The organism is Micromonospora cynarisoli (assembly GCF_030518815.1).
GTDB lineage: Bacteria > Actinomycetota > Actinomycetes > Mycobacteriales > Micromonosporaceae > Micromonospora > Micromonospora wenchangensis.
Genome location: NZ_CP130426.1, coordinates 3,146,794 through 3,164,785 on the forward strand (window position 1 = coordinate 3,146,794; position 17,992 = coordinate 3,164,785).

General features: G+C 74.1%; 17 protein-coding genes. 4 read left to right on the top strand and 13 right to left on the bottom strand.

Going from position 1 to position 17,992, the window contains the following annotated elements:
* Positions 1 to 136 precede the first annotated feature (136 nt).
* The 4 genes from Q2K16_RS13060 to Q2K16_RS13075 all read right to left on the bottom strand — a co-directional run bounded on the left by Q2K16_RS13060 (position 137) and on the right by Q2K16_RS13075 (position 3,777).
* Positions 137 to 424, bottom strand: a complete 288-nt coding sequence (locus Q2K16_RS13060; protein WP_088644375.1) for a GlsB/YeaQ/YmgE family stress response membrane protein — start codon at positions 422 to 424, stop codon at positions 137 to 139.
* Positions 425 to 637: 213 nt separating this feature from the next.
* Positions 638 to 925 carry a GlsB/YeaQ/YmgE family stress response membrane protein gene (locus tag Q2K16_RS13065; protein WP_302745668.1) on the bottom strand — a complete coding sequence of 96 codons (288 nt, stop codon included), beginning with the start codon at positions 923 to 925 and terminating at the stop codon, positions 638 to 640.
* A gap of 312 nt (positions 926 to 1,237) precedes the next feature.
* A complete protein-coding gene (lepA, locus tag Q2K16_RS13070) occupies positions 1,238 to 3,115 on the bottom strand; it encodes a translation elongation factor 4 (protein ID WP_302745669.1) in 1,878 nt (625 codons plus the stop codon).
* A gap of 125 nt (positions 3,116 to 3,240) precedes the next feature.
* On the bottom strand, positions 3,241 to 3,777 hold the full coding sequence (locus Q2K16_RS13075; RefSeq protein ID WP_302745671.1) for a DUF4240 domain-containing protein: 537 nt from the start codon (positions 3,775 to 3,777) through the stop codon (positions 3,241 to 3,243).
* A 103-nt stretch (positions 3,778 to 3,880) separates the two neighbouring features.
* Between Q2K16_RS13075 and Q2K16_RS13080 the strand changes: the two genes are divergently transcribed.
* Together Q2K16_RS13080 and rpsT are read left to right on the top strand one after the other, a co-directional pair.
* Entirely contained in the window at positions 3,881 to 4,903 is a 1,023-nt protein-coding gene (locus Q2K16_RS13080) for a phosphotransferase family protein (RefSeq protein WP_302745672.1), read from the top strand.
* Positions 4,904 to 5,079: 176 nt separating this feature from the next.
* Positions 5,080 to 5,346: a 30S ribosomal protein S20 gene (gene rpsT, locus Q2K16_RS13085; protein WP_088644372.1), complete on the top strand. Its 267-nt coding sequence runs from the start codon at positions 5,080 to 5,082 to the stop codon at positions 5,344 to 5,346.
* A 163-nt stretch (positions 5,347 to 5,509) separates the two neighbouring features.
* Here rpsT and Q2K16_RS13090 read toward each other — a convergent pair whose 3' ends face one another.
* From Q2K16_RS13090 to pepN, 9 genes are all read right to left on the bottom strand, one after another.
* Complete coding sequence (locus Q2K16_RS13090) at positions 5,510 to 5,908, bottom strand: hypothetical protein (RefSeq protein WP_302745673.1); 399 nt, start codon at positions 5,906 to 5,908, stop codon at positions 5,510 to 5,512.
* Between the two features lie 92 nt (positions 5,909 to 6,000).
* Positions 6,001 to 6,981, bottom strand: a complete 981-nt coding sequence (holA, locus tag Q2K16_RS13095; protein WP_302745674.1) for a DNA polymerase III subunit delta — start codon at positions 6,979 to 6,981, stop codon at positions 6,001 to 6,003.
* Positions 6,982 to 7,237: 256 nt separating this feature from the next.
* Positions 7,238 to 9,595, bottom strand: coding sequence for a ComEC/Rec2 family competence protein (locus tag Q2K16_RS13100; protein ID WP_302745675.1), 2,358 nt, complete (start codon positions 9,593 to 9,595; stop codon positions 7,238 to 7,240).
* Positions 9,592 to 10,362: a ComEA family DNA-binding protein gene (locus Q2K16_RS13105; protein WP_302746466.1), complete on the bottom strand. Its 771-nt coding sequence runs from the start codon at positions 10,360 to 10,362 to the stop codon at positions 9,592 to 9,594. The genes Q2K16_RS13100 and Q2K16_RS13105 overlap by 4 nt, the downstream gene beginning before the upstream one ends.
* Before the next feature lie 491 nt (positions 10,363 to 10,853).
* Entirely contained in the window at positions 10,854 to 11,705 is an 852-nt protein-coding gene (locus Q2K16_RS13110; RefSeq protein ID WP_302745677.1) for a DegV family protein, read from the bottom strand.
* A gap of 95 nt (positions 11,706 to 11,800) precedes the next feature.
* Positions 11,801 to 12,430, bottom strand: coding sequence for a histidine phosphatase family protein (locus Q2K16_RS13115; protein WP_302745679.1), 630 nt, complete (start codon positions 12,428 to 12,430; stop codon positions 11,801 to 11,803).
* Positions 12,427 to 12,831, bottom strand: coding sequence for a ribosome silencing factor (gene rsfS, locus Q2K16_RS13120; RefSeq protein ID WP_088644366.1), 405 nt, complete (start codon positions 12,829 to 12,831; stop codon positions 12,427 to 12,429). Before rsfS ends, Q2K16_RS13115 begins: the two co-directional genes overlap by 4 nt.
* Before the next feature lie 110 nt (positions 12,832 to 12,941).
* A complete protein-coding gene (gene nadD / locus Q2K16_RS13125) occupies positions 12,942 to 13,538 on the bottom strand; it encodes a nicotinate-nucleotide adenylyltransferase (RefSeq protein ID WP_302745681.1) in 597 nt (198 codons plus the stop codon).
* A 57-nt stretch (positions 13,539 to 13,595) separates the two neighbouring features.
* Positions 13,596 to 16,112, bottom strand: coding sequence for an aminopeptidase N (pepN, locus tag Q2K16_RS13130; RefSeq protein ID WP_302745683.1), 2,517 nt, complete (start codon positions 16,110 to 16,112; stop codon positions 13,596 to 13,598).
* A gap of 66 nt (positions 16,113 to 16,178) precedes the next feature.
* Here pepN and Q2K16_RS13135 point away from each other — a divergent pair, with 66 nt between their 5' ends.
* Together Q2K16_RS13135 and Q2K16_RS13140 are read left to right on the top strand one after the other, a co-directional pair.
* Positions 16,179 to 16,397 (top strand): DUF397 domain-containing protein, encoded by a 219-nt coding sequence (locus tag Q2K16_RS13135; protein WP_067312494.1) that lies wholly within the window; start codon positions 16,179 to 16,181, stop codon positions 16,395 to 16,397.
* 270 nt (positions 16,398 to 16,667) lie between these two features.
* On the top strand, positions 16,668 to 17,915 hold the full coding sequence (locus Q2K16_RS13140) for a cytochrome P450 (RefSeq protein WP_302745690.1): 1,248 nt from the start codon (positions 16,668 to 16,670) through the stop codon (positions 17,913 to 17,915).
* Positions 17,916 to 17,992: the final 77 nt, after the last annotated feature.

Consider the following 17,992-nt stretch of genomic DNA (forward strand, 5'->3'; position numbering starts at 1 on the left):
GGGCCGCTCAGGCAGACCCCGCGACGACCCGACGGGATCGACGGGCGGCAGCCGGACGAGCGGATGCCCGCCCCCGGTCCGGGGGCGGGCATCCGCTGCGGTGGTACGTGCCGACCGGTCACGGTCGGCGGGCTGGTCACCTGTGGGTGACGCCCCGACGCCGGCCCACGCCGGCCACCAGGGCCACGGCGATGGCGGCGAGGACGACCTGCACCAGCAGCTCCGTCCAGTCGATGCCGGCGGTCTCCGTGGCGATGCCCATCGCCCGGGCCAGCACGGTGCCCAGCAGAGCCGCGCCGACACCGATCAGCATGTGCAACCAGATCGGCATGTTCTGGCGGCCCGGCACGACCAGACGACCCAGCGCGCCGACGATGAGACCGACAACGAGCGCGGTGATGATGCCCCAGACGGTGAACTCCACGGCCGTCCTCCTTCAGTAGATATGTCGTTGGTGAGGTGTTTGTTGCTGTGGTGATCGATAGGTTCCCGAAGCGGAGAATCTCCAAACCGACTCCGGTAACGATCTGGTCTGGATCGCCCGCCACCGGGCGACGGCCCCCGCCGCCCGGTCACCGCACGCGAGCGGGCGCCCGACCCCGTGGGGTCGGACGCCCGCTCAGCGGTGCCGCTTGACCTACCGGTGGGTGACGCCGCGGCGGCCACCCACGCCGGCCACCAGGGCCACGGCGATGGCGGCGAGGACGACCTGCACCAGCAGCTCCGTCCAGTCGATGCCGGCGGTCTCCGTGGCGATGCCCATCGCCCGGGCCAGCACGGTGCCCAGCAGAGCCGCGCCGACACCGATCAGCATGTGCAACCAGATCGGCATGTTCTGGCGGCCCGGCACGACCAGACGACCCAGCGCGCCGACGATGAGACCGACAACGAGCGCGGTGATGATGCCCCAGACGGTGAACTCCACGGTCGCCCTCCTCCTGAAGATTGAGTCACACGGTATGTGTGGTTCCTGTCGTGGCAGCTAGGTTCCCGACCCGCCGGAAAACCAAACCGACTCACCACCACACATGTCGCCGTACGTCGATCCGACGCCGTTGCGTCGATTCGCCGACCTTCGATGTCCGCGCAGCTCAGGACGCCCGCGCCGGCCCGTCCGGCAGCGGCACGGAGGGCGGAAAATTCGTCCGTACGACACCGGGGCGGGCGTGCCGACGGCCGACGGCCCGGTCGGGACACCGGGCCGACGGCCGTCGTGGGGCCCGGAGCCGGCCCCGGGCTACTTCTTGCCGGCCGGCTTGGCGTCGGCGGAGTCCGAGGAGAGCGCGGCGATGAAGGCCTCCTGGGGGACCTCGACCCGGCCCACCATCTTCATCCGCTTCTTGCCCTCCTTCTGCTTCTCCAGCAGTTTGCGCTTGCGGCTGATGTCACCGCCGTAGCACTTGGCGAGGACGTCCTTGCGGATGGCGCGGATGGTCTCCCGGGCGATCACCCGGCTGCCGATGGCCGCCTGGATCGGCACCTCGAACTGCTGGCGCGGGATCAGGTTACGCAGCTTCGCCGCGATGGTCGTGCCGTAGTTGTACGCCTTGTCCTTGTGCACGATCGCGCTGAACGCGTCCACCGGCTCGCCGTGCAGCAGGATGTCCACCTTGACCAGGTCGGACGCCTGCTCGCCGGAGGGCTCGTAGTCGAGCGAGGCGTACCCCTTGGTACGGCTCTTGAGCTGGTCGAAGAAGTCGAAGATGATCTCGGCGAGCGGGAGGGTGTAGCGCAGCTCCACCCGGTCGGCGGAGAGGTAGTCCATGCCGAGCAGGCTGCCCCGCCGCCCCTGGCACAGCTCCATCACCGCGCCCACGTAGTCGTTCGGGGTGAGCACGGTGGCCCGCACCACCGGCTCGTACACCTCGGCGATCTTGCCGGTGGGGTACTCGCTCGGGTTGGTCACCACGATCTCCTGGCCGTCGTCGGTGATGGCCCGGTAGACCACGTTCGGCGCGGTGGAGATCAGGTCGAGGTTGTACTCCCGTTCCAGCCGCTCCCGGATGATCTCCAGGTGCAGCAGGCCGAGGAAGCCGCAGCGGAAGCCGAAGCCGAGCGCGCCCGACGTCTCCGGCTCGTAGTCGAGCGCGGCGTCGTTGAGCTTGAGCTTGTCCAGCGCCTCGCGCAGGTTGGGGTAGTCCGAACCGTCGATCGGGTAGAGGCCGGAGTAGACCATCGGCTTCGGGTCCTTGTAGCCGCCGAGCGCCTCGGTGGCCGGCCGGGCGTTGATGGTGACGGTGTCACCGACCCGGGACTGGCGGACGTCCTTCACACCGGTGATCAGGTAGCCCACCTCGCCGACGCCGAGCGCGTCGGCCTTGACCATCTCGGGTGAGATGACGCCGATCTCCAGCAGCTCGTGCACGGCGGCGGTGGACATCATCTTGATCCGGTCCCGGGCGCTGATCCGGCCGTCGATGACCCGGACGTAGGTGACCACGCCCCGGTAGACGTCGTACACCGAGTCGAAGATCATCGCGCGGGCGGGCGCGTCGGCGTCACCGACCGGCGGGACGAACTGCCTGACGATCTCGTCGAGCAGGTACGGCACCCCGTCGCCGGTCTTGCCGGACACCCTGATGCAGTCGGCCGGGTCGCCGCCGATCAGATGGGCCAGCTCCTCGGCGTACTTCTCGGGCTGGGCAGCCGGCAGGTCGATCTTGTTGAGCACCGGAATGATCTTGAGATCGTTCTCCAGCGCCAGGTAGAGGTTCGCCAGCGTCTGCGCCTCGATGCCCTGGGCGGCGTCGACCAGCAGCAGCGCCCCCTCGCAGGCGGCCAGCGACCGGGACACCTCGTAGGTGAAGTCCACGTGGCCCGGGGTGTCGATCATGTTCAGGACGGCCTGCTCACCGGCCCGCTCGCCGTCACGGATGGTCCACGGCATCCGGACGGCCTGGCTCTTGATGGTGATGCCGCGCTCGCGCTCGATGTCCATCCGGTCGAGGTACTGCGCGCGCATCTGCCGGGGATCGACCACGCCGGTGAGCTGCAACATCCGGTCGGCCAGGGTCGACTTCCCGTGGTCGATGTGGGCGATGATGCAGAAGTTCCGGATGCGCGCCGGGTCGGTGGCACCAGGAGCGTTCGCGCCGGGATCGAGCGTCGGTGGCACAGCGGTCCGTTCTGGTCGGCTGACGTGAGCGGGCCGACACGCCGCCGGCCCCCTCTATGCTCCCACGTCGCTCCGAACCCGGTCCGATCACTCCTGGGGTACCCGGCGGCGGCCCCACGGGTGACTCACTCCTCGGGCGGCTCGACGAAGAGGGCGGCGAGCTTCGGCAGCCGACGGCGGGCCTCCGCCTCGTCGTCGAAGTCCCAGAAGTCGTTCAGGTCCGGCATCCGCACCGGGTCCCGCTGCGCCGGCAGGTCGCTCGCGGTCGCCTTCCGGTACGCGTCCCACGGCACCGCCAGCATGTCCTCGCACTCGAACTCCTCGCCGCTGAGCGCCGCCGACCGCACCCGGGGCAGCCCGGCCAACGAATCCGGGTCGGCCACCGCGGTGGCGAAGACCGCCCGGCCCTGGGTCATCAGCCAGCCCCGGAAGTACTCGAACCCGTCGTCGGAGGCACCCCCGTTGATCAGGTACGCCGCACCCCACAGGTCGACCCGGTACGAGGCGGCCAGCACCCGCTGCTGGTGGTGCGCGTACCCGACGATGTCCTCCGGGGTGCGCCCGGCGAGCAGCGCGACCGCCCGCGCGGCGACCGCCTCGGCCTCTCCCCCGGCCCCGGCGCGGGCCTGGTCGATCAACTGCCAGAAGTCGTCGGTCCTCATGGCCCGGAGTCTCCCAGACCCGCGCCGGCCCCCGGCCCACCCGGCCGGTCACCCGCCCACCCGGCCGGTCACCGGGTCCGACCGGACCGGGCACCATGGTGGGGTGTCCGCGACGCCGCCGCCGTACCACCGGACCGCCGTGCGACCCGACTGGCGGGACCTGCCCGACGGCCTACGGGAGGCGGTCAGCGGCCGGCTCGGCGCGCCGGTGGTCGCGGCCCGGACCGCGACCGCGGGCTTCACCGGCGGTTTCGCCGCCGTGCTCACCACGGCCACCGGCGCGCGGGTCTTCGTCAAGGCCGCCGACCTGGCCCGCCAGCGCCACCTGGCCGACTGGTACGCCCGGGAACTGGCCGTCCTCGCCCGGTTGCCGGCCGGCCTGCCGGTGCCCCGGCCGCACTGGGCGCTCGACGCGGCCGGCTGGTACGCGGTCGGCCTGGACGCCGTCGACGGTCGGACGCCCCGCCTGCCCTGGGACCCGGCCGAGCTGGACGCCGTGCTCACCGGGTACGCCGGGGTCGCCGCCGCGCTGGCCGACCCACCCGCCGGGCTGACCGCGCTCGGCCTGCCCCGGCTGGCCGACCTGGCCCACTCCGACATCCTGTGGTGGGACGAGGTGGCCGCCGGTCGGGAGCCGGTGCCCCCGCTGATCCCGCCGGCCCGCGACCGGTTGCCCGAACTCGTCGCGCTGGAGTCCCGCCTGCCCGGGTACGCGGCGGCCGCGCGCGGTCTGGCCCACGGCGACCTGCGGGTGGACAACGTGCTGCTGGATCCCGCCGGCCGGGCCTGGTTCTGCGACTGGAACTGGCTCTGCCACGGCCCCGCGTGGTTCGACCTGGCCGGCCTGTTGATCACCGGGTACGCCGACGGGGTCGGGCTGGACGCCGTCTTCGCCGCACATCCGGCAGCGGTCGACGCCCCACCCGACGCCCTGGACGTGACCCTGGCCGCGCTCGCCGGCTACTACCTCACCGCCGCCGGCCCACCCGCGCCGGTCGCCCCCGCGCCGGGTGCGGGCACGGCCGAGATGAATCCGGCGGGCACGTCCGCGCTGCTCGGGGCGCACCGGCGGTTCAGCGGGGAGCAGGCACTCCGCTGGCTCGCCGCCCGGCAGGGCTGGCACTGACCCGGCCGGCCCGAACCGGTCGGCTACCCGGCGGCGGGCCAGGCCGGTGCGGGCGGGGGCGGGGCGTTTTGGCTCGTCCCGGCCGACCTGGTAGCCTGGCTTTTCGCGTGGCGATGACGCATGCTCGTCACACGCGGATTGCAGACCAAACCGAGCTATCAAGACGAGGCTGTCGCGTGGCGAACATCAAGTCCCAGATCAAGCGCAACCGGCAGAACGAGAAGCGCCGGCTGCGTAACAAGTCGGTCAAGTCGTCGCTGAAGACCGCCATCCGGAAGTTCCACGAGGCTGCGGAGGCTGGTGACACCGAGAAGGCCACCACCCTGATGCGTGACGCCGCCCGCAAGCTCGATAAGGCCGCCAGCAAGGGCGTCATCCACGCCAACCAGGCGGCCAACCGGAAGTCGGCCATCGCGAAGCGCGTCGACTCGTTCTCGGCCTGACCGAGCAACCCACACCTGACCGAGAGCCCCGGGGCGTTGTCCCGGGGCTCTCGGCTGCGTTCCCCCTGGTGGCGGAGCGCTTCATCGCCCTGCCGGGCCGGTGGGCTGCGACGACCGCCTATCCGCCCCCGGGTGTGCCACGGGACGACGACCGTGGGCGGGCCTAGCCGTGGTAGCGCCGGGAGCGCAGCGGCGGCCCGGTCGGCTCCGCCGCCGCAGGCGCGTCGGTGACCACCGTGCCGGGCAGCGTGTACGGCACCGGGGCCCGGCCGACGACCGGTTCGAGTTCCCGCCGGAACCTGTCACGTTCCTGCTCCGGCACCAGTGCCGCCGAGTGGATCACCCACCCGGCGACCTCGTCGTTGAGTTTCACCATGACCGCCACCGCCAGCGGTAGCACCGCCACCGCCCACCAGCTCACCAGCTCGGCGAGGGCGAGGAGCACCGCGAACGCCACCGCCCCCTCGAAGAAGAGGAAGCAGAGCACCCCGCCGGGGTTGACGATGCGCAGACCGAGCAGCCGGGCGTAGAGCGGCCGGTAGCGGCGGTCGTCCGCCGGCACGACCGACCACCCGGGCCGGCCGCGCCCCGCCACCGGGCGGGCAGGGCCGGCCACCCGCCCGCCGCGCCCCGCCACCGGGCGGGAGGGGCCGGTCACCGGGCGCTGCCCCGGCGGGCGGCGGCAACCGAGAAGACCGCCTTCTCCAGGGCGTATCCCCGGTCGTCGGCACCGCCCTTGACCGCCGCGTTGCACTCGGCCGCCGCCCGCATCGCCTCGACCAGGCCCTCCGGGGTCCAGCCCCGGGCCCGCTGCTGGGCATTCTTGATCTTCCAGGCCGGCATGCCGAGGGTGCTCGCCAGCTGGTAGGGATCGCCCCGGCCGGCGGCGGCGACCCGGGCCACCGTACGGACCCCGTCGGCGAGTGCGTCGGCGATCGGGACCGGATCGACCCCGACGTGCAGGGCCCAGCGCAACGCCTCCAGGGCGGCCGGCACGTCGCCGATCATGGTGGCGTCGGCGACGGTGAAACCGCTCACCTCGACCCGGCCCCGGTAGTAGCGGGCCACCGTGTCCGCGCCGATCCGCCCGTCGGTGTCGGCGAGCAGTTGCGAGCAGGCGGCGGCCAGCTCCCGCAGGTCGGTGCCGACGGCGGCGATCAGCGCCTCGGCCGCGTCGTCGGTGCACCTGCCACCGCCCCGGCGGATCTCGTCGCGGACGAACGCCACCCGCTCGCGGTGCCCCTTGAGCTTCGCGGCCGGGACGACCGTGGCGCCGGCGGCCCGCAGCCCGTCGGCGAACGCCTTGCCCTTGCCGCCGCCCAGGTGCAGGGCCAGCAGTTGGACGTCCGGGTCGGGATTCCGGGCGTAGTCGAGCAGCGCGGTGACCAGGTCCTTGCGGGCGTCCTGGGCGGATCGGAGCACCAGCACCCGACGCCCGCCGAACAGCGAAGGGCTGAGCATCTCGGCGATCTCGCCGACGGCCAACGCCCCGGCCTGGTACTCGCGGACGTCGACCTGCGGGTCGACGCTGCGGGCTTTCGCCACGGCTTCGGTCACCGCGCGCGTGGCGAGCAGCTCCTCGTCGCCGAGGACGAGCAGAATAGGAGCAAGGTCGACGCCGGTCACGTCGCTCATCTTGGCACGGCTCGGCGGAGGATCGCGCCTGCTCATCGACGGCGGCGACGGCCCACCCCGCACTCAGCGCAAATATAGACATATACCTCGATTGCCGCCCAGTGTACGCAATATCCCTTCCATTCCTGATTTCCTCTCGCCTCTGCTCCCACCACGAACCGGGACGACGGACCGCGCCATCGGCCCACCGCGACGCCAGCCCACCGGGACGCCGGCCCAGCGAGAGGCTGGTCCACCGGGACGCCTGTCGACCGGCTCACCGACGGCCCGGCGGCAGGCCCCGGCTCACCACCGCGAGCCGGCCGGACCGGACCACCACCGCAACGTCCCCGTCGGTGTCGGTCCGCAGCACCCGCACCCCGGACCGGGCGAGCCGGTCGAGGATCACCGGGCTCGGATGCCCGTAGTCGTTGTCGACCCCCACCGGCACCAGCGCCACCGCCGGCCGGACCGCGTCGAGGAAGGCCGGGTCCTGGTACGCGCTACCATGGTGGGCCACCTTGAGCACCTCGGCCCGCAACGCGTGCGGCGGCACCCGGTCCAGCAGGGCCCGCTGCTCCTCCGTCTCCGCGTCCCCGGGCAGCACGACACGTACGCCGGCCACCGTGGCCCGGAGCACCAACGAGTTGTTGTTCGGATCGGACCGGGTGCCCCGCAGCGGGTAGGGCGGCCCGAGAGCGACCACCTCCACCCCTGGCGACCGGTACGACCAGCCGGCCGCCGGCACCACCCGGCGTGCCGGCCCGACGGCGGCCGTCACCAGATCCCGCCCCGCCACCGGCTCGGCCAGGGTCGGGGTGAGCACCATGGACACCCGCCGGCCCCGGGTCACCCCGGCCACGCCACCGACATGGTCGGCGTGGAAGTGGCTCACCACCAGCAGGGAGACCTCGCGTACCCCGAGCCGCCGCAGGCAACCGTCCACGGCCGACGGCTCCGGACCGGCGTCCACCACGACCGCCCGGCCGCCCGCCACCGGCAGCACGACGGCGTCCCCCTGCCCGACCGCGCACGCCACCACCACCCAACCGTCCGGCGGCCACCCGCTCGCCAGCAGCCGGACCGGCAGGGTGCCCAGCACCACCGCCGCCGCGCCGACCGCCACCAGTCGACGCACCAGCGGGCGGCGGACGGCAAGCAGCAGCCCCAGGGTCAGCCCGGCCAGCAGCAACGCGCCCGGCAGTCCGCCCGGCCAGGGCAGGGTGCCGGCGGGCAGCCGGGCTCCCACCCGGGCCACGGTGACCAGCCACCAGGCCGGCCAGCTCGCCAGCCAGGCGGCGAACTCCGCCCCGGCCGGCCACCCCGGCGAGACGACCGCCGCCGTCACCCCCAGCACCGTGGCCGGGGCTATCGCCGGCACCACGAGCAGGTTGGCCGGCACCGCCACCAGGCTCACCGTGCCGGAGATGCCGGCCACCACCGGTCCGCAGGCGAGTTGGGCCGCCGCCGGGACGGCGAGCGCCTCCGCCAACCCGGCCGGTACGCCCCGCCGCCGCAGCCTGTCGCGCCAGCCCGGGGCGAGCAGCAGCAACCCGCCGGTCGCCAGGACCGACAGCGCGAAGCCGGCGTCCCCGGCCAACTCGGGATCGACGAGCACCAGCACGGCCACCGCCGCGGCCAACGCCGGCAGCGTGGCCCGGGGCCGCCCGACCGCCAACGCGGCCAGCCCGATCGCCCCCATGGTGGCCGCCCGGACCACGCTGGGCGAGGGACGGACCAGGACGACGAAGCCGATCAGGGCGAGCCCGCAGAGGACCGCCGCCAGCCGGGGGCCGGCGCGGGCCCACCGGGCCACCAGCAGCACCGCGCCCACCACGATCGCCACGTTCGACCCGGACACGGCGTTGAGGTGGGTCATCCCGGTGGCCCGGAAGTCCTCCTCCACGGTGGCCGGCAACCGGCTGGTGTCCCCGACGACCAGACCGGGCAGCAGGCCACCCTGCTCGGGCGGGAGCGGAGCGCAGGCCCGGTGCAGACCGGCCCGCAGGGTGCCGGCGGCACGCTGGAGCCACGGCGGTGGCCCGTCCCGGACCGGTGGGCCGGACACGGTCAGCACGGCGGCGGTGAGGTCGCCGCCCCGGGGCGCGGCGAGCCTGCCCTGGACGGTCAGCCGCTGCCCTGGCAGAAGACCCCGCCAGGCCGGGTCGGTGGCGAGCACGAGCAGGCGTACCGGGACCCGGAGGCGGTGGCCCCGCGGGTCGGTGAGGACGCTCGACTGCGCGGTGACGAGCAGGGTCGCCGGACGGCCGGGCGCACCGCGTACCGGCCGGGGATCGTCGCGGAGCACCAGGTCGACGGTGACCCGGGCCCGGTCGTCGACCAGCAGGCGCAGCGGTGCGGCGTCCCGCACGTGCAGTCGGGCCGCGGTGGCGGCACCGCCACAGACCACGCCGAGCAGCACGGCGACGGCGATCCAGCCGTACCGGCGGACCGGGGCGGCCGGGGCGCCCAGCACCGCGAGCAGGTGCGCGGTGAGCAGGACGGCGAGGACGGCGGCGCTCGCGGCGAGCAGGACCGCCGTACGGGTGGTGAGGTGCAGGCAGGCCAGCGCCGCCAGCCAGGCCGCCACCGCCAGCCCGGCCAGCCGCAGGTCGGGTGCCCGGTCGGCGGTCACACCGTCACCAGGTCCTTGAGCTGTTCGTACCGGGCGTCGCCGATGCCGTCGACCTGACGCAGGTCGCCCACGCTGCGGAAGCCACCGTGCTGGTCGCGGTGGGTGAGGATGCGTTGGGCGAGCACCGGGCCGACCCCGGGCAACGCGTCGAGCTGGGCCAACGTGGCGGTGTTGAGGTTGACCCGGCCACCCGGCGCTGCCCCGCCGGGTACGGCCGCCGGCCCGGCCGGGGCCGCCCCGGAGCCGGTCGCGCCGGGTGGGGCGGTGACGCCGACCAGGATCAGCTCCCCGTCGGCCACCTTCCGGGCCGGGTTGAGCAGTGCCACGTCGGTGCCGGGCAGGGCACCGCCGGCCGCCTCGACCGCGTCGGCGACCCGCGCCCCGGCGGGTACCCGGACGAGACCGGGGCGGCGGACCCGGCCGGCCACCGCCACCACCAGCTCGCCGGTCGGCGCGACGGCCGGACCCGACGCGGGCCCACCGGAGGACTCCGGCCCGGCCACCGTCGTCGCCGGGCGGACCGGTTCCGGCTGTGGGCGGGAGCGCCAGGCCCAGAACCCCGCGCCGAGCACCACGGCCACCGCCACGGCCGCCAGCGCCCGGACGCCACGCCGGCCGGGGTCGAAGACACCGGGACCGGGCAGCCGGCCGGCCGGTGCCGGGTCGTCACCGTCAGCGGGATACCGGTCGAGGTCGCCGGGGCGGAACGCGGCCGGATCGTCCCCGTCCCGACGACGAGGACCGACGTCGCGAGGGCGCGGACCGATGTCGGTAGGGTCGTCGGGGCGACGTGGACCGGCGTCGGGCGGGTCGTCGTCATACGGCCCGGGACCGCGCGGAGCGCCGTCGAGGTAGTCGCCGAGGTCGAGGGAGCCGGCGTCGCGGGGGCCGCCGGCGGCGGCAGGCCCGGGGCGGCGGCGGGCCGACGCCCCACCCGCATCCGGCGGTACGCGGGACGCGCCCGGCCCGTACGGGCGGGGTGGCGGCTCCGGCGGGCCCGCCGACCGTGCCACCGCTGACACCCCGGCGGTCAGCCGGTACAGCCGTCCCCGCACCCTGGTTTCCTCGTCCTCCGACACGGCGCGAGGTTAGGCCGGTGGGCGGCACCCGTTCAGCCCGACGGCGGTCGGCTGTGGACGACGAAGGCGGCTGTGGACAACTGCCTGATCATGGCCGGACCTGCTATGCGGAGACCGTCCGGCGGGCACTGCGGCCCACCCCGTTCGGGCCGTCCGGCGGGCACTGCGGCCGATCCGGTTCAGGCCGACCGGCGGTGGATCACGACTCCGGCCAGGCCCGGCCCGGCGTGGGCGGCGACCACCGCGCCGACCTCGGAGACGTACGTGTCGTGCAGGCGGTCGCCGAGCCGGGCGGTGAGCGCCTCGACGAGGTGTTCGGCACGGTGCGGGGCGGCGAGGTGGTGCACCGCGAGGTCCACCTCGGCGTCGGCGGCGGCCTCGACCGCGAGGTCGATCAGGCGGGCCACCCCCCGGCTGGCGGTACGCACCTTGTCGCGTACCACGATCGCGCCGTCCGGCATGTGCATGATCGGCTTGACCGACAGGGCCGTGCCGAGCAGCGCCTCCGCCGCGTTGATCCGGCCGCCCCGGCGCAGGAACTCCAGCGTGTCGACGTAGAAGAAGATGGTGGTCCGCCCGACGGCGGCCAGCGCAGCCGCGCGTACCCCGGGCAGGTCGACGCCCGCCTCGGCGGCGGTGGCGGCGGCCAGCGCCGGGAAGCCCAGCCCCATGCCGGTGGACCGGCTGTCGACCACCTCGACGCGGTCGCCGACCTCGACGGCGGCGAGCCGGGCCGCGTCGACCGTGCCGGACAGGTCGGCCGACAGGTGCACCGACAGCACGCCGTCCGCGCCGTCGGCCAGCAGCCGCCGGTACGTGGCGGCGAACTGCGCCGGGGACGGCCGGGACGTGCTCACCGAGACCCGCCGGCCGCTGAGGGCCCGGGTGGCGTCGGCAGGGAGGGTTTCCACCCCCTCCAGCCCTTCCGCGCCGTTGAGCACGACGGTGAGCGGCACCACGGTCAACCGGTGCGCCCGCACGGGCCCGGGTGGAAGGTAGGCGGTGGAGTCGGTGACGACCGCGACGGACATGCCCGGCACGCTAGCCGATGCCGGGGCCGGTCGCCCCGACCGGCCGGCACGGACGTCGCGGACCGGCCGGCCCGGGCTCTGCGGGACCTGTCGGTTCAGAGCGGCTCGGCCGGTGGCGGCGGGGCGATCGGGCCGACGTTGTGCGCCCGCAGGTGCCAGCCCCGCAGGTCGTTGTGGCGTAGTTCGGTCCAGTGGCAGTTGGCCAGCGAACCGATGCTGCGCAGCACGGTGTGGTCCCAGCCGAGCAGCTGACCGACGCCCTGCCGGGCCGCGCCACCGTGGGTGGCGACCACGACGGTGCCCCCGTCGGCCAGCTCGGCGGCGGCCAGCAACGCCTCACCGACCCGCTTGCCGAGGTCGTCGAGGGGTTCGATGCCCGCTCCCGGGTCCGGGTCGCCGGCCCGCCACCGGGCGTGCTCGGTGGGGAACCGGGTTGCGGCGTCGGTGAGGGCGAGGCCCTGCCACTGGCCGAAGTGCCGTTCCCGCAGCCGGGCGTCGGGGCGTACCGGCTGGCCGGTGAGCCGGGCGAGCGTGGCGGCGGTGTCGGCGGCGCGGCACAGGTCGGAGGCGACGACGACGGCCGGGCGCAGCGCCGCGAGCAGCGGGGCGGCGGCGCTGGCCTGCTCCCGCCCGAGGTCGTTGAGGGGTACGTCGATCTGCCCCTGCACCCGACCGCTGGCGTTCCAGTCGGTGTTGCCGTGCCGCCAGATGATCAGGCGGGTCATTCGGCGGCGGCACCCGCGGCGTCGGCCTCGACCAGGTCGCGGTCGACGAACGGGAGCTGGGGGCAGTCCTTCCAGAGCCGGTCGAGGGCGTAGAACTCACGTTCCTCGGTGTGCTGGACGTGGACCACGATGTCGACGTAGTCGAGCAGCACCCAGCGGCCACCCCGCTCACCCTCGCGGCGAACCGGCTTGGCCTTCTCGGGCAGCTCCAGCAGACGCTCCTCGACGGCGTCGACGATGGCCATCACCTGACGCTCGTTGGGCGCCGAGGCCACCAGGAACGCGTCGGTGATGGCGAGCTGGTCACCCACGTCGATGATGACGATGTCCTGCGCCTTCTTGTCGGCCGCGGCCTGGGCGGCGGCCATCGCCAGCTCGTGAGCGCGTTCGGAAACTGTCACCGTTCTCCTTCGATCAACAGTGCGACCCGTCAAGCGTCTCACACCCGGCGCGGAGACGACTTGTCAGTTCTGACCGCTTACCGGTACGAAGTGGGAGCTACCGGGCGTAATCACCGCTGGTAGAGCCGCCGTTTCGCGATGTACTGCACCACACCGTCGGGCACCAGGTACCAGACCGGCTCCCCCCGGCCGACCCGCTCCCGGCAGTTGGTCGAGGAGATCGCCATCGCGGGCACCTGCACCAGGCTGACGGTGTCGGCGGGCAGGTGCTTGTCGGTCAGCTCGAACCCGGGCCGGGTCACCCCGACGAAGTGGGCCAGCGCGAAGATCTCGTCCAGATCCTTCCAGGACAGGATCCGCTCCAGCGCGTCGGCGCCGGTGATGAAGTGCAGTTGCGCCTTCGGGCCGTACTCGCGGTGCAGGTCCCGCAGGGTGTCGACGGTGTAGGTGGGGCCGCCGCGGTCGATGTCGACCCGGCTGACCTGGAACCGGGGGTTGGAGGCGGTGGCGATCACCGTCATCAGGTAGCGGTCCTCGGCCGGGCTGACCGGGGTGTCCGCCTTCTGCCACGGCTGCCCCGTCGGCACGAAGACCACCTCGTCCAGGCCGAACCGGTCCGCCACCTCGCTGGCCGCCACCAGGTGACCGTGATGGATCGGGTCGAAGGTGCCGCCCATGATGCCGATCCGTCGGATGTCGTCCTCCACCACATGATCGTAGGCCGCCGTGTGCCGGGCCCGCCGGGGCCCGGCACACGGCCAGGGTCAGGCGGCGGCCACGGCGACCGCCGTCCGGGCGACCAGGGCCCGGCGCAGGTCGTCGGCGGCGTCGACGACGCTGCGGCGCAGCCCCGGGGTGAGGTCGTCCCGGGTGAGCAGGGTCGCGGCCGAATCCAGCGTGGGTTGCGCCACGGCGTAGCGGGGGAAGGCCAGCCGGGCGACCCGTTCGGCCACCCACGGGGTACGCCGCCGCGCCGCCGCCGGCATCTCGATGAAGTACCTGTCGACGTACGTGCCGGTCAACTCGGCCTGCTCCGGCTGCCAGAACCCCTCGGCCGCCGCCTCGACCAGCCGATTGGAGCGGGTGGTGTCCCGGGTGACAATCTCCCAGGCGGCCTCCTTCGCGGCCACCTCCGGCAGGGCCGCCCGGCACCGGGCCGCCCGTTCCGCGCCGGTGGCGCTGCGGTCGGTTGCCGCCTCGGCCGCGATCTCGGTCTCGCCGGCCGCGCCCAGCACCACCAGCCGGCGCAGCAGCGCCCAGCGCAGTTCGGCGTCGACGGCGAGCCCGTCAGGCACGCCCCGGCCGGCGAGCCACCCGGCGAGCAGGTCGGCGTCGGCGGTGGCGGAGAGCAGCCCCCGCGCGGCGGCCAGTTGCAGCGACCCGCCGGCCGGGGCGGTGGCGAGCAGCGCGGCACAGGCGTCGGCGGTACGCAGCAGCGCGGCGTCCCGGGCGAGCGGGTCGAGATAGCGGTCGACCAGGTTGCGGCTGCGGGCGAGCACGCTCTCGGCGACGGCCACCTCGGTCTCGGTGGGCAGGGCGGCCGTCAGCAGCGCCACCACCGCCGACACCGGCCGCTCGCCGTCGGTGGCGGCATCCAGCGACTCCTCCCAGAGCAGGGCGCGGGCCAGCGGGTCGGTGAGCGCGGGCAGCACCGTGCCGACCGCGTCCACCGACGCCGGATCGAGCCGGATCTTGGCGAAGGTGAGGTCACCGTCGTTGGGCAGGAGCAGCCCGGCGGCCCGGCCGGTCAGCGCGGGAAGCGCGGTGCGCCCGCCGTCGGCGGCCGGGTCGAGATCGACCTCGACCCGTTCCACCGCGCCGTCGGGGGCGTACCGACCGACGGCGATCCGGTGCGGGCGCAGCACCGGGTGCTCCTGCGGCGCGGTCTGCACCACCGCCACCGAGGACCACCGGCCGTCGGCGTCCACCGACGTCTCCGTCCGCAGCGTGTTGACCTGCGGTTGACGCAGCCAGCGGGCGGCCCAGTCGGTGAGGTCCCGCCCGCTGGCCGCGCTGAGGCTGGCGAGCAGGTCGGCCAGGGTGGCGTTGCCGAACCGGTGGGCGGCGAAGTGCTGGTTGAGCCCGGCCAGGAAGGCGTCGTCACCGAGCCAGGCGACGAGCTGGCGGAGCACGCTGGCACCCTTGGCGTACGAGATGCCGTCGAAGTTGAGCAGCGCCTGGGCGGCGTCGGCGACCTCGGGCGGGGCGACCGGATGGGTGGACGGGCGCTGGTCGGCGGCGTACCCCCACGCCTTGCGGCGGATCGCGAAGGTCGTCCAGGCCCGGTCGAACCGGGTCGCCTCGGCGGTGACCCGGGTGCCCAGGTACTCGGCGAAGGACTCGTTGAGCCACAGGTCGTCCCACCAACGCATGGTGACCAGGTCGCCGAACCACATGTGGGCCATCTCGTGGGCGATGGTGGTGGCCCGCTGCTCCCGTTCGCTGTCCGTGACCGCCGAGCGGAAGACGTCGTCGTCGCGGATGGTGACCAGGCCCGGGTTCTCCATCGCGCCCGCGTTGAACTCCGGCACGAACGCCTGGTCGTACTTGACGAACGGGTAGGGCTCGGCGAAGAGCTGGTGGAACCGGTCCAGGCACTGCTTGGTGACGGTGAGGATCTCGTCGAGGTCGGCGTCGAGGTGCGCGGCCAACGACTGGCGGCAGTAGACGCCCAGCGGGATGCCGCCGTGGCTGTCCCGCCGGACGTGCCAGGGGCCGGCGATCAGCGTGACGAAGTAGCTGGCCAGTGGCGTGGTGGGGGCGAACTCCCAGCGTCCCGGGGCCGGGTTGGCGGCGAGCGGGCCGTTGCCGGCGACCGTCCACTGTGGCGGGGCGGTCACCGTGAGGGTCACCGGGGCCTTGAGGTCGGGCTGGTCGAATGCGGCGAAGATGCGCGGCGCCTCGTCCAGGAAGGACATCGCGTAGAGGTAGGTCGCACCGTCGGCCGGGTCGACGAAGCGGTGCATGCCCTCACCGGTGTTGGTGTAGGCCATCTCGGCGGTGACCGTGAGGGTGTTCTCCGCCGCCAACCCGGTGAGCGGGAACCGGCCGTCGGCGAGGGCCGCCGGGTCCAGGTCCCGGTCGTTGAGCCGGACCGTCTCCAGGGTCGCGGGCTTGACCTCGACGAACGTTTCGGCGTCGGCGGTGGCGGCGCGGAACCGGATGGTGGTCGTCGAGCGGAACCGCTCGTCGCCAGCGGTGAGGTCGAGGTCCACCTGATAGGACTCGACATCGATCAGTGCGCGACGCGCGGTCGCCTCTACACGGGTCAGGCTCGGCATCCGCTTATCCTGCCCGACGGGGAGCCGGCCGGGCTCCCCAGTACGCGCGGCAATGGAGGATCAACAATGGGTCAGCACCCCAAGGGCGACTTCGACCTGTCCCGGGCGGTCTGGCAGCGAGCCGAGGGCGACACCTCCGACAGCGCGGTCGAGGTCGCTTTCGTGGACGACCTGATCGGGATGCGCAACTCGGCCGAGCCGGACGGCCCGGTGCTGGTGTTCACCCAGGCCGAGTGGGACGCGTTCGTCGCCGGTGCCCAGGACGGCGAGTTCGACCTGGACTGACCGCCGGACGGCGGCCCCCGGGCGGTACGCGGCGATCCGCCCCGCGCCCGGGGGCACCGGCCCGTCGGTCGACCGCCGCCCCGCCCCGGGGCGTGATGGAACCCGGGATGGCCGGCGACGTCGGCGCAGCGGTTGGCGGCGGCCCGGGAGGGGCCAGCGGGCGTCCGGTCACCGTGCCGGGCGCGGCGGGATTCAGGGCCCCAAACCCGGGTAGACCACCCACGGCCGACCAACCGGGTCCGCCCACCGTCACCGCGTCAGGAGAGCCCGATGGCCACCACACCGGCCGACCGCAGCCCGGAGAGCACGCTGGCGTTCTTCCGCGAGGGCTACCGGTTCATCAGCAACCGGTGTGAGCGCTACGACACGGACATCTTCACCGGCCGGCTGCTGCTGGAACCGACGATCTTCCTGCGCGGACGGGCCGCGACGGAACTGTTCTACGACACCGAACGGTTCCGGCGTGCCGGGGCGGCACCCAAGCGGGGTCAGCGGACGCTGACCGGGCAGGGTGGGGTGCAGGGGTTGGACGGTGCGGCCCACACCGACCGCAAGGCCATGTTCATGTCGATCATGACGCCGTCGGCGGTCGAGCGGATCGGCAGGCTCTTCGCCGACCAGTGGCGCATCCGGCTGGCCGCCTGGGGCGACGCCGGCCCGGTGGTGCTCCGCGACGAGATCGGTCCGATGCTGCTGCGGGCCGTCTGCTCGTGGGCCGGCGTACCGCTGCCGGAGAGCGAGGTCGGCCGGCGCAACGCCCAGATGCAGGCCATGATCGACGGACCGGCCGCGCTCGGCCCCCGGCACTGGCGCGGGCTGCGCGGCCGGCTGCGGGCCGAACGCTGGATCGCCGACCTGGTGGAGCGGGTACGGGTCGGCACCGTGGCCGCGCCCGAGGGCAGCGCGCTCGCGGTGATCGCCGAGCACCGCGACGCCGGGGGGCGGCTGCTTCCCCGCCGGGTCGCCGCCGTGGAACTGATCAACGTGCTGCGTCCCACCGTGGCCGTCGACCGGTACGTCCTGTTCGCCGCCCTCGCCCTGCACGACCATCCGGACTGGCGGGACCGGGTGCGCACCGGCGACGAGCCGACCGAGTGGTTCGTCCAGGAGGTCCGCCGCTTCTACCCGTTCTTCCCGGTCGCCTTCGCCCGGGTGCGGCACCCCTTCGAGTGGCAGGGGCACCACTTCCCGAAGGACCGCCGGGTGCTGCTCGACCTGTACGGCACCAACCACCATCCCCGGCTCTGGTCCGAGCCGGAGCGGTTCCGCCCGGAGCGGTTCGCCGGCTGGCGGGACGACCCGTACGGTTTCGTGCCGCAGGGCGGGGGCAGCCACCTGGGCGGCCACCGCTGCGCCGGGGAGTGGATCACCATCGAGCTGATGAAGCAGGCGGTCGGCCTGCTGACCGGGGCGATGGACTACCGGCTGCCGCCGCAGGATCTGGCCCTGGACCTGTCCCAGGTGCCGACCCTGCCGCCCAGCGGCCTGGTGCTCACCGACGTCCGCCGCAGCGGCTGACAGCGGACCGGACCGCCGGGCGGGCACTCCGGCACGGGTCGGGTGCGGAAGCCGGACGCCACGCGGTTTGCCCGGCC

What these genes read in the sequence shown, in the direction of transcription:
- Q2K16_RS13075 (WP_302745671.1), bottom strand. Translation starts at nt 3,777, where the DNA reads ATGAGGACCGACGACTTCTGGCAGTTGATCGACCAGGCCCGCGCCGGG.
- holA (WP_302745674.1), bottom strand. Translation starts at nt 6,981, where the DNA reads ATGAGCGACGTGACCGGCGTCGACCTTGCTCCTATTCTGCTCGTCCTC.
- Q2K16_RS13110 (WP_302745677.1), bottom strand. Translation starts at nt 11,705, where the DNA reads ATGTCCGTCGCGGTCGTCACCGACTCCACCGCCTACCTTCCACCCGGG.
- Q2K16_RS13115 (WP_302745679.1), bottom strand. Translation starts at nt 12,430, where the DNA reads ATGACCCGCCTGATCATCTGGCGGCACGGCAACACCGACTGGAACGCC.
- pepN (WP_302745683.1), bottom strand. Translation starts at nt 16,112, where the DNA reads ATGCCGAGCCTGACCCGTGTAGAGGCGACCGCGCGTCGCGCACTGATC.
- Q2K16_RS13135 (WP_067312494.1), top strand. Translation starts at nt 16,179, where the DNA reads ATGGGTCAGCACCCCAAGGGCGACTTCGACCTGTCCCGGGCGGTCTGG.
- Q2K16_RS13140 (WP_302745690.1), top strand. Translation starts at nt 16,668, where the DNA reads ATGGCCACCACACCGGCCGACCGCAGCCCGGAGAGCACGCTGGCGTTC.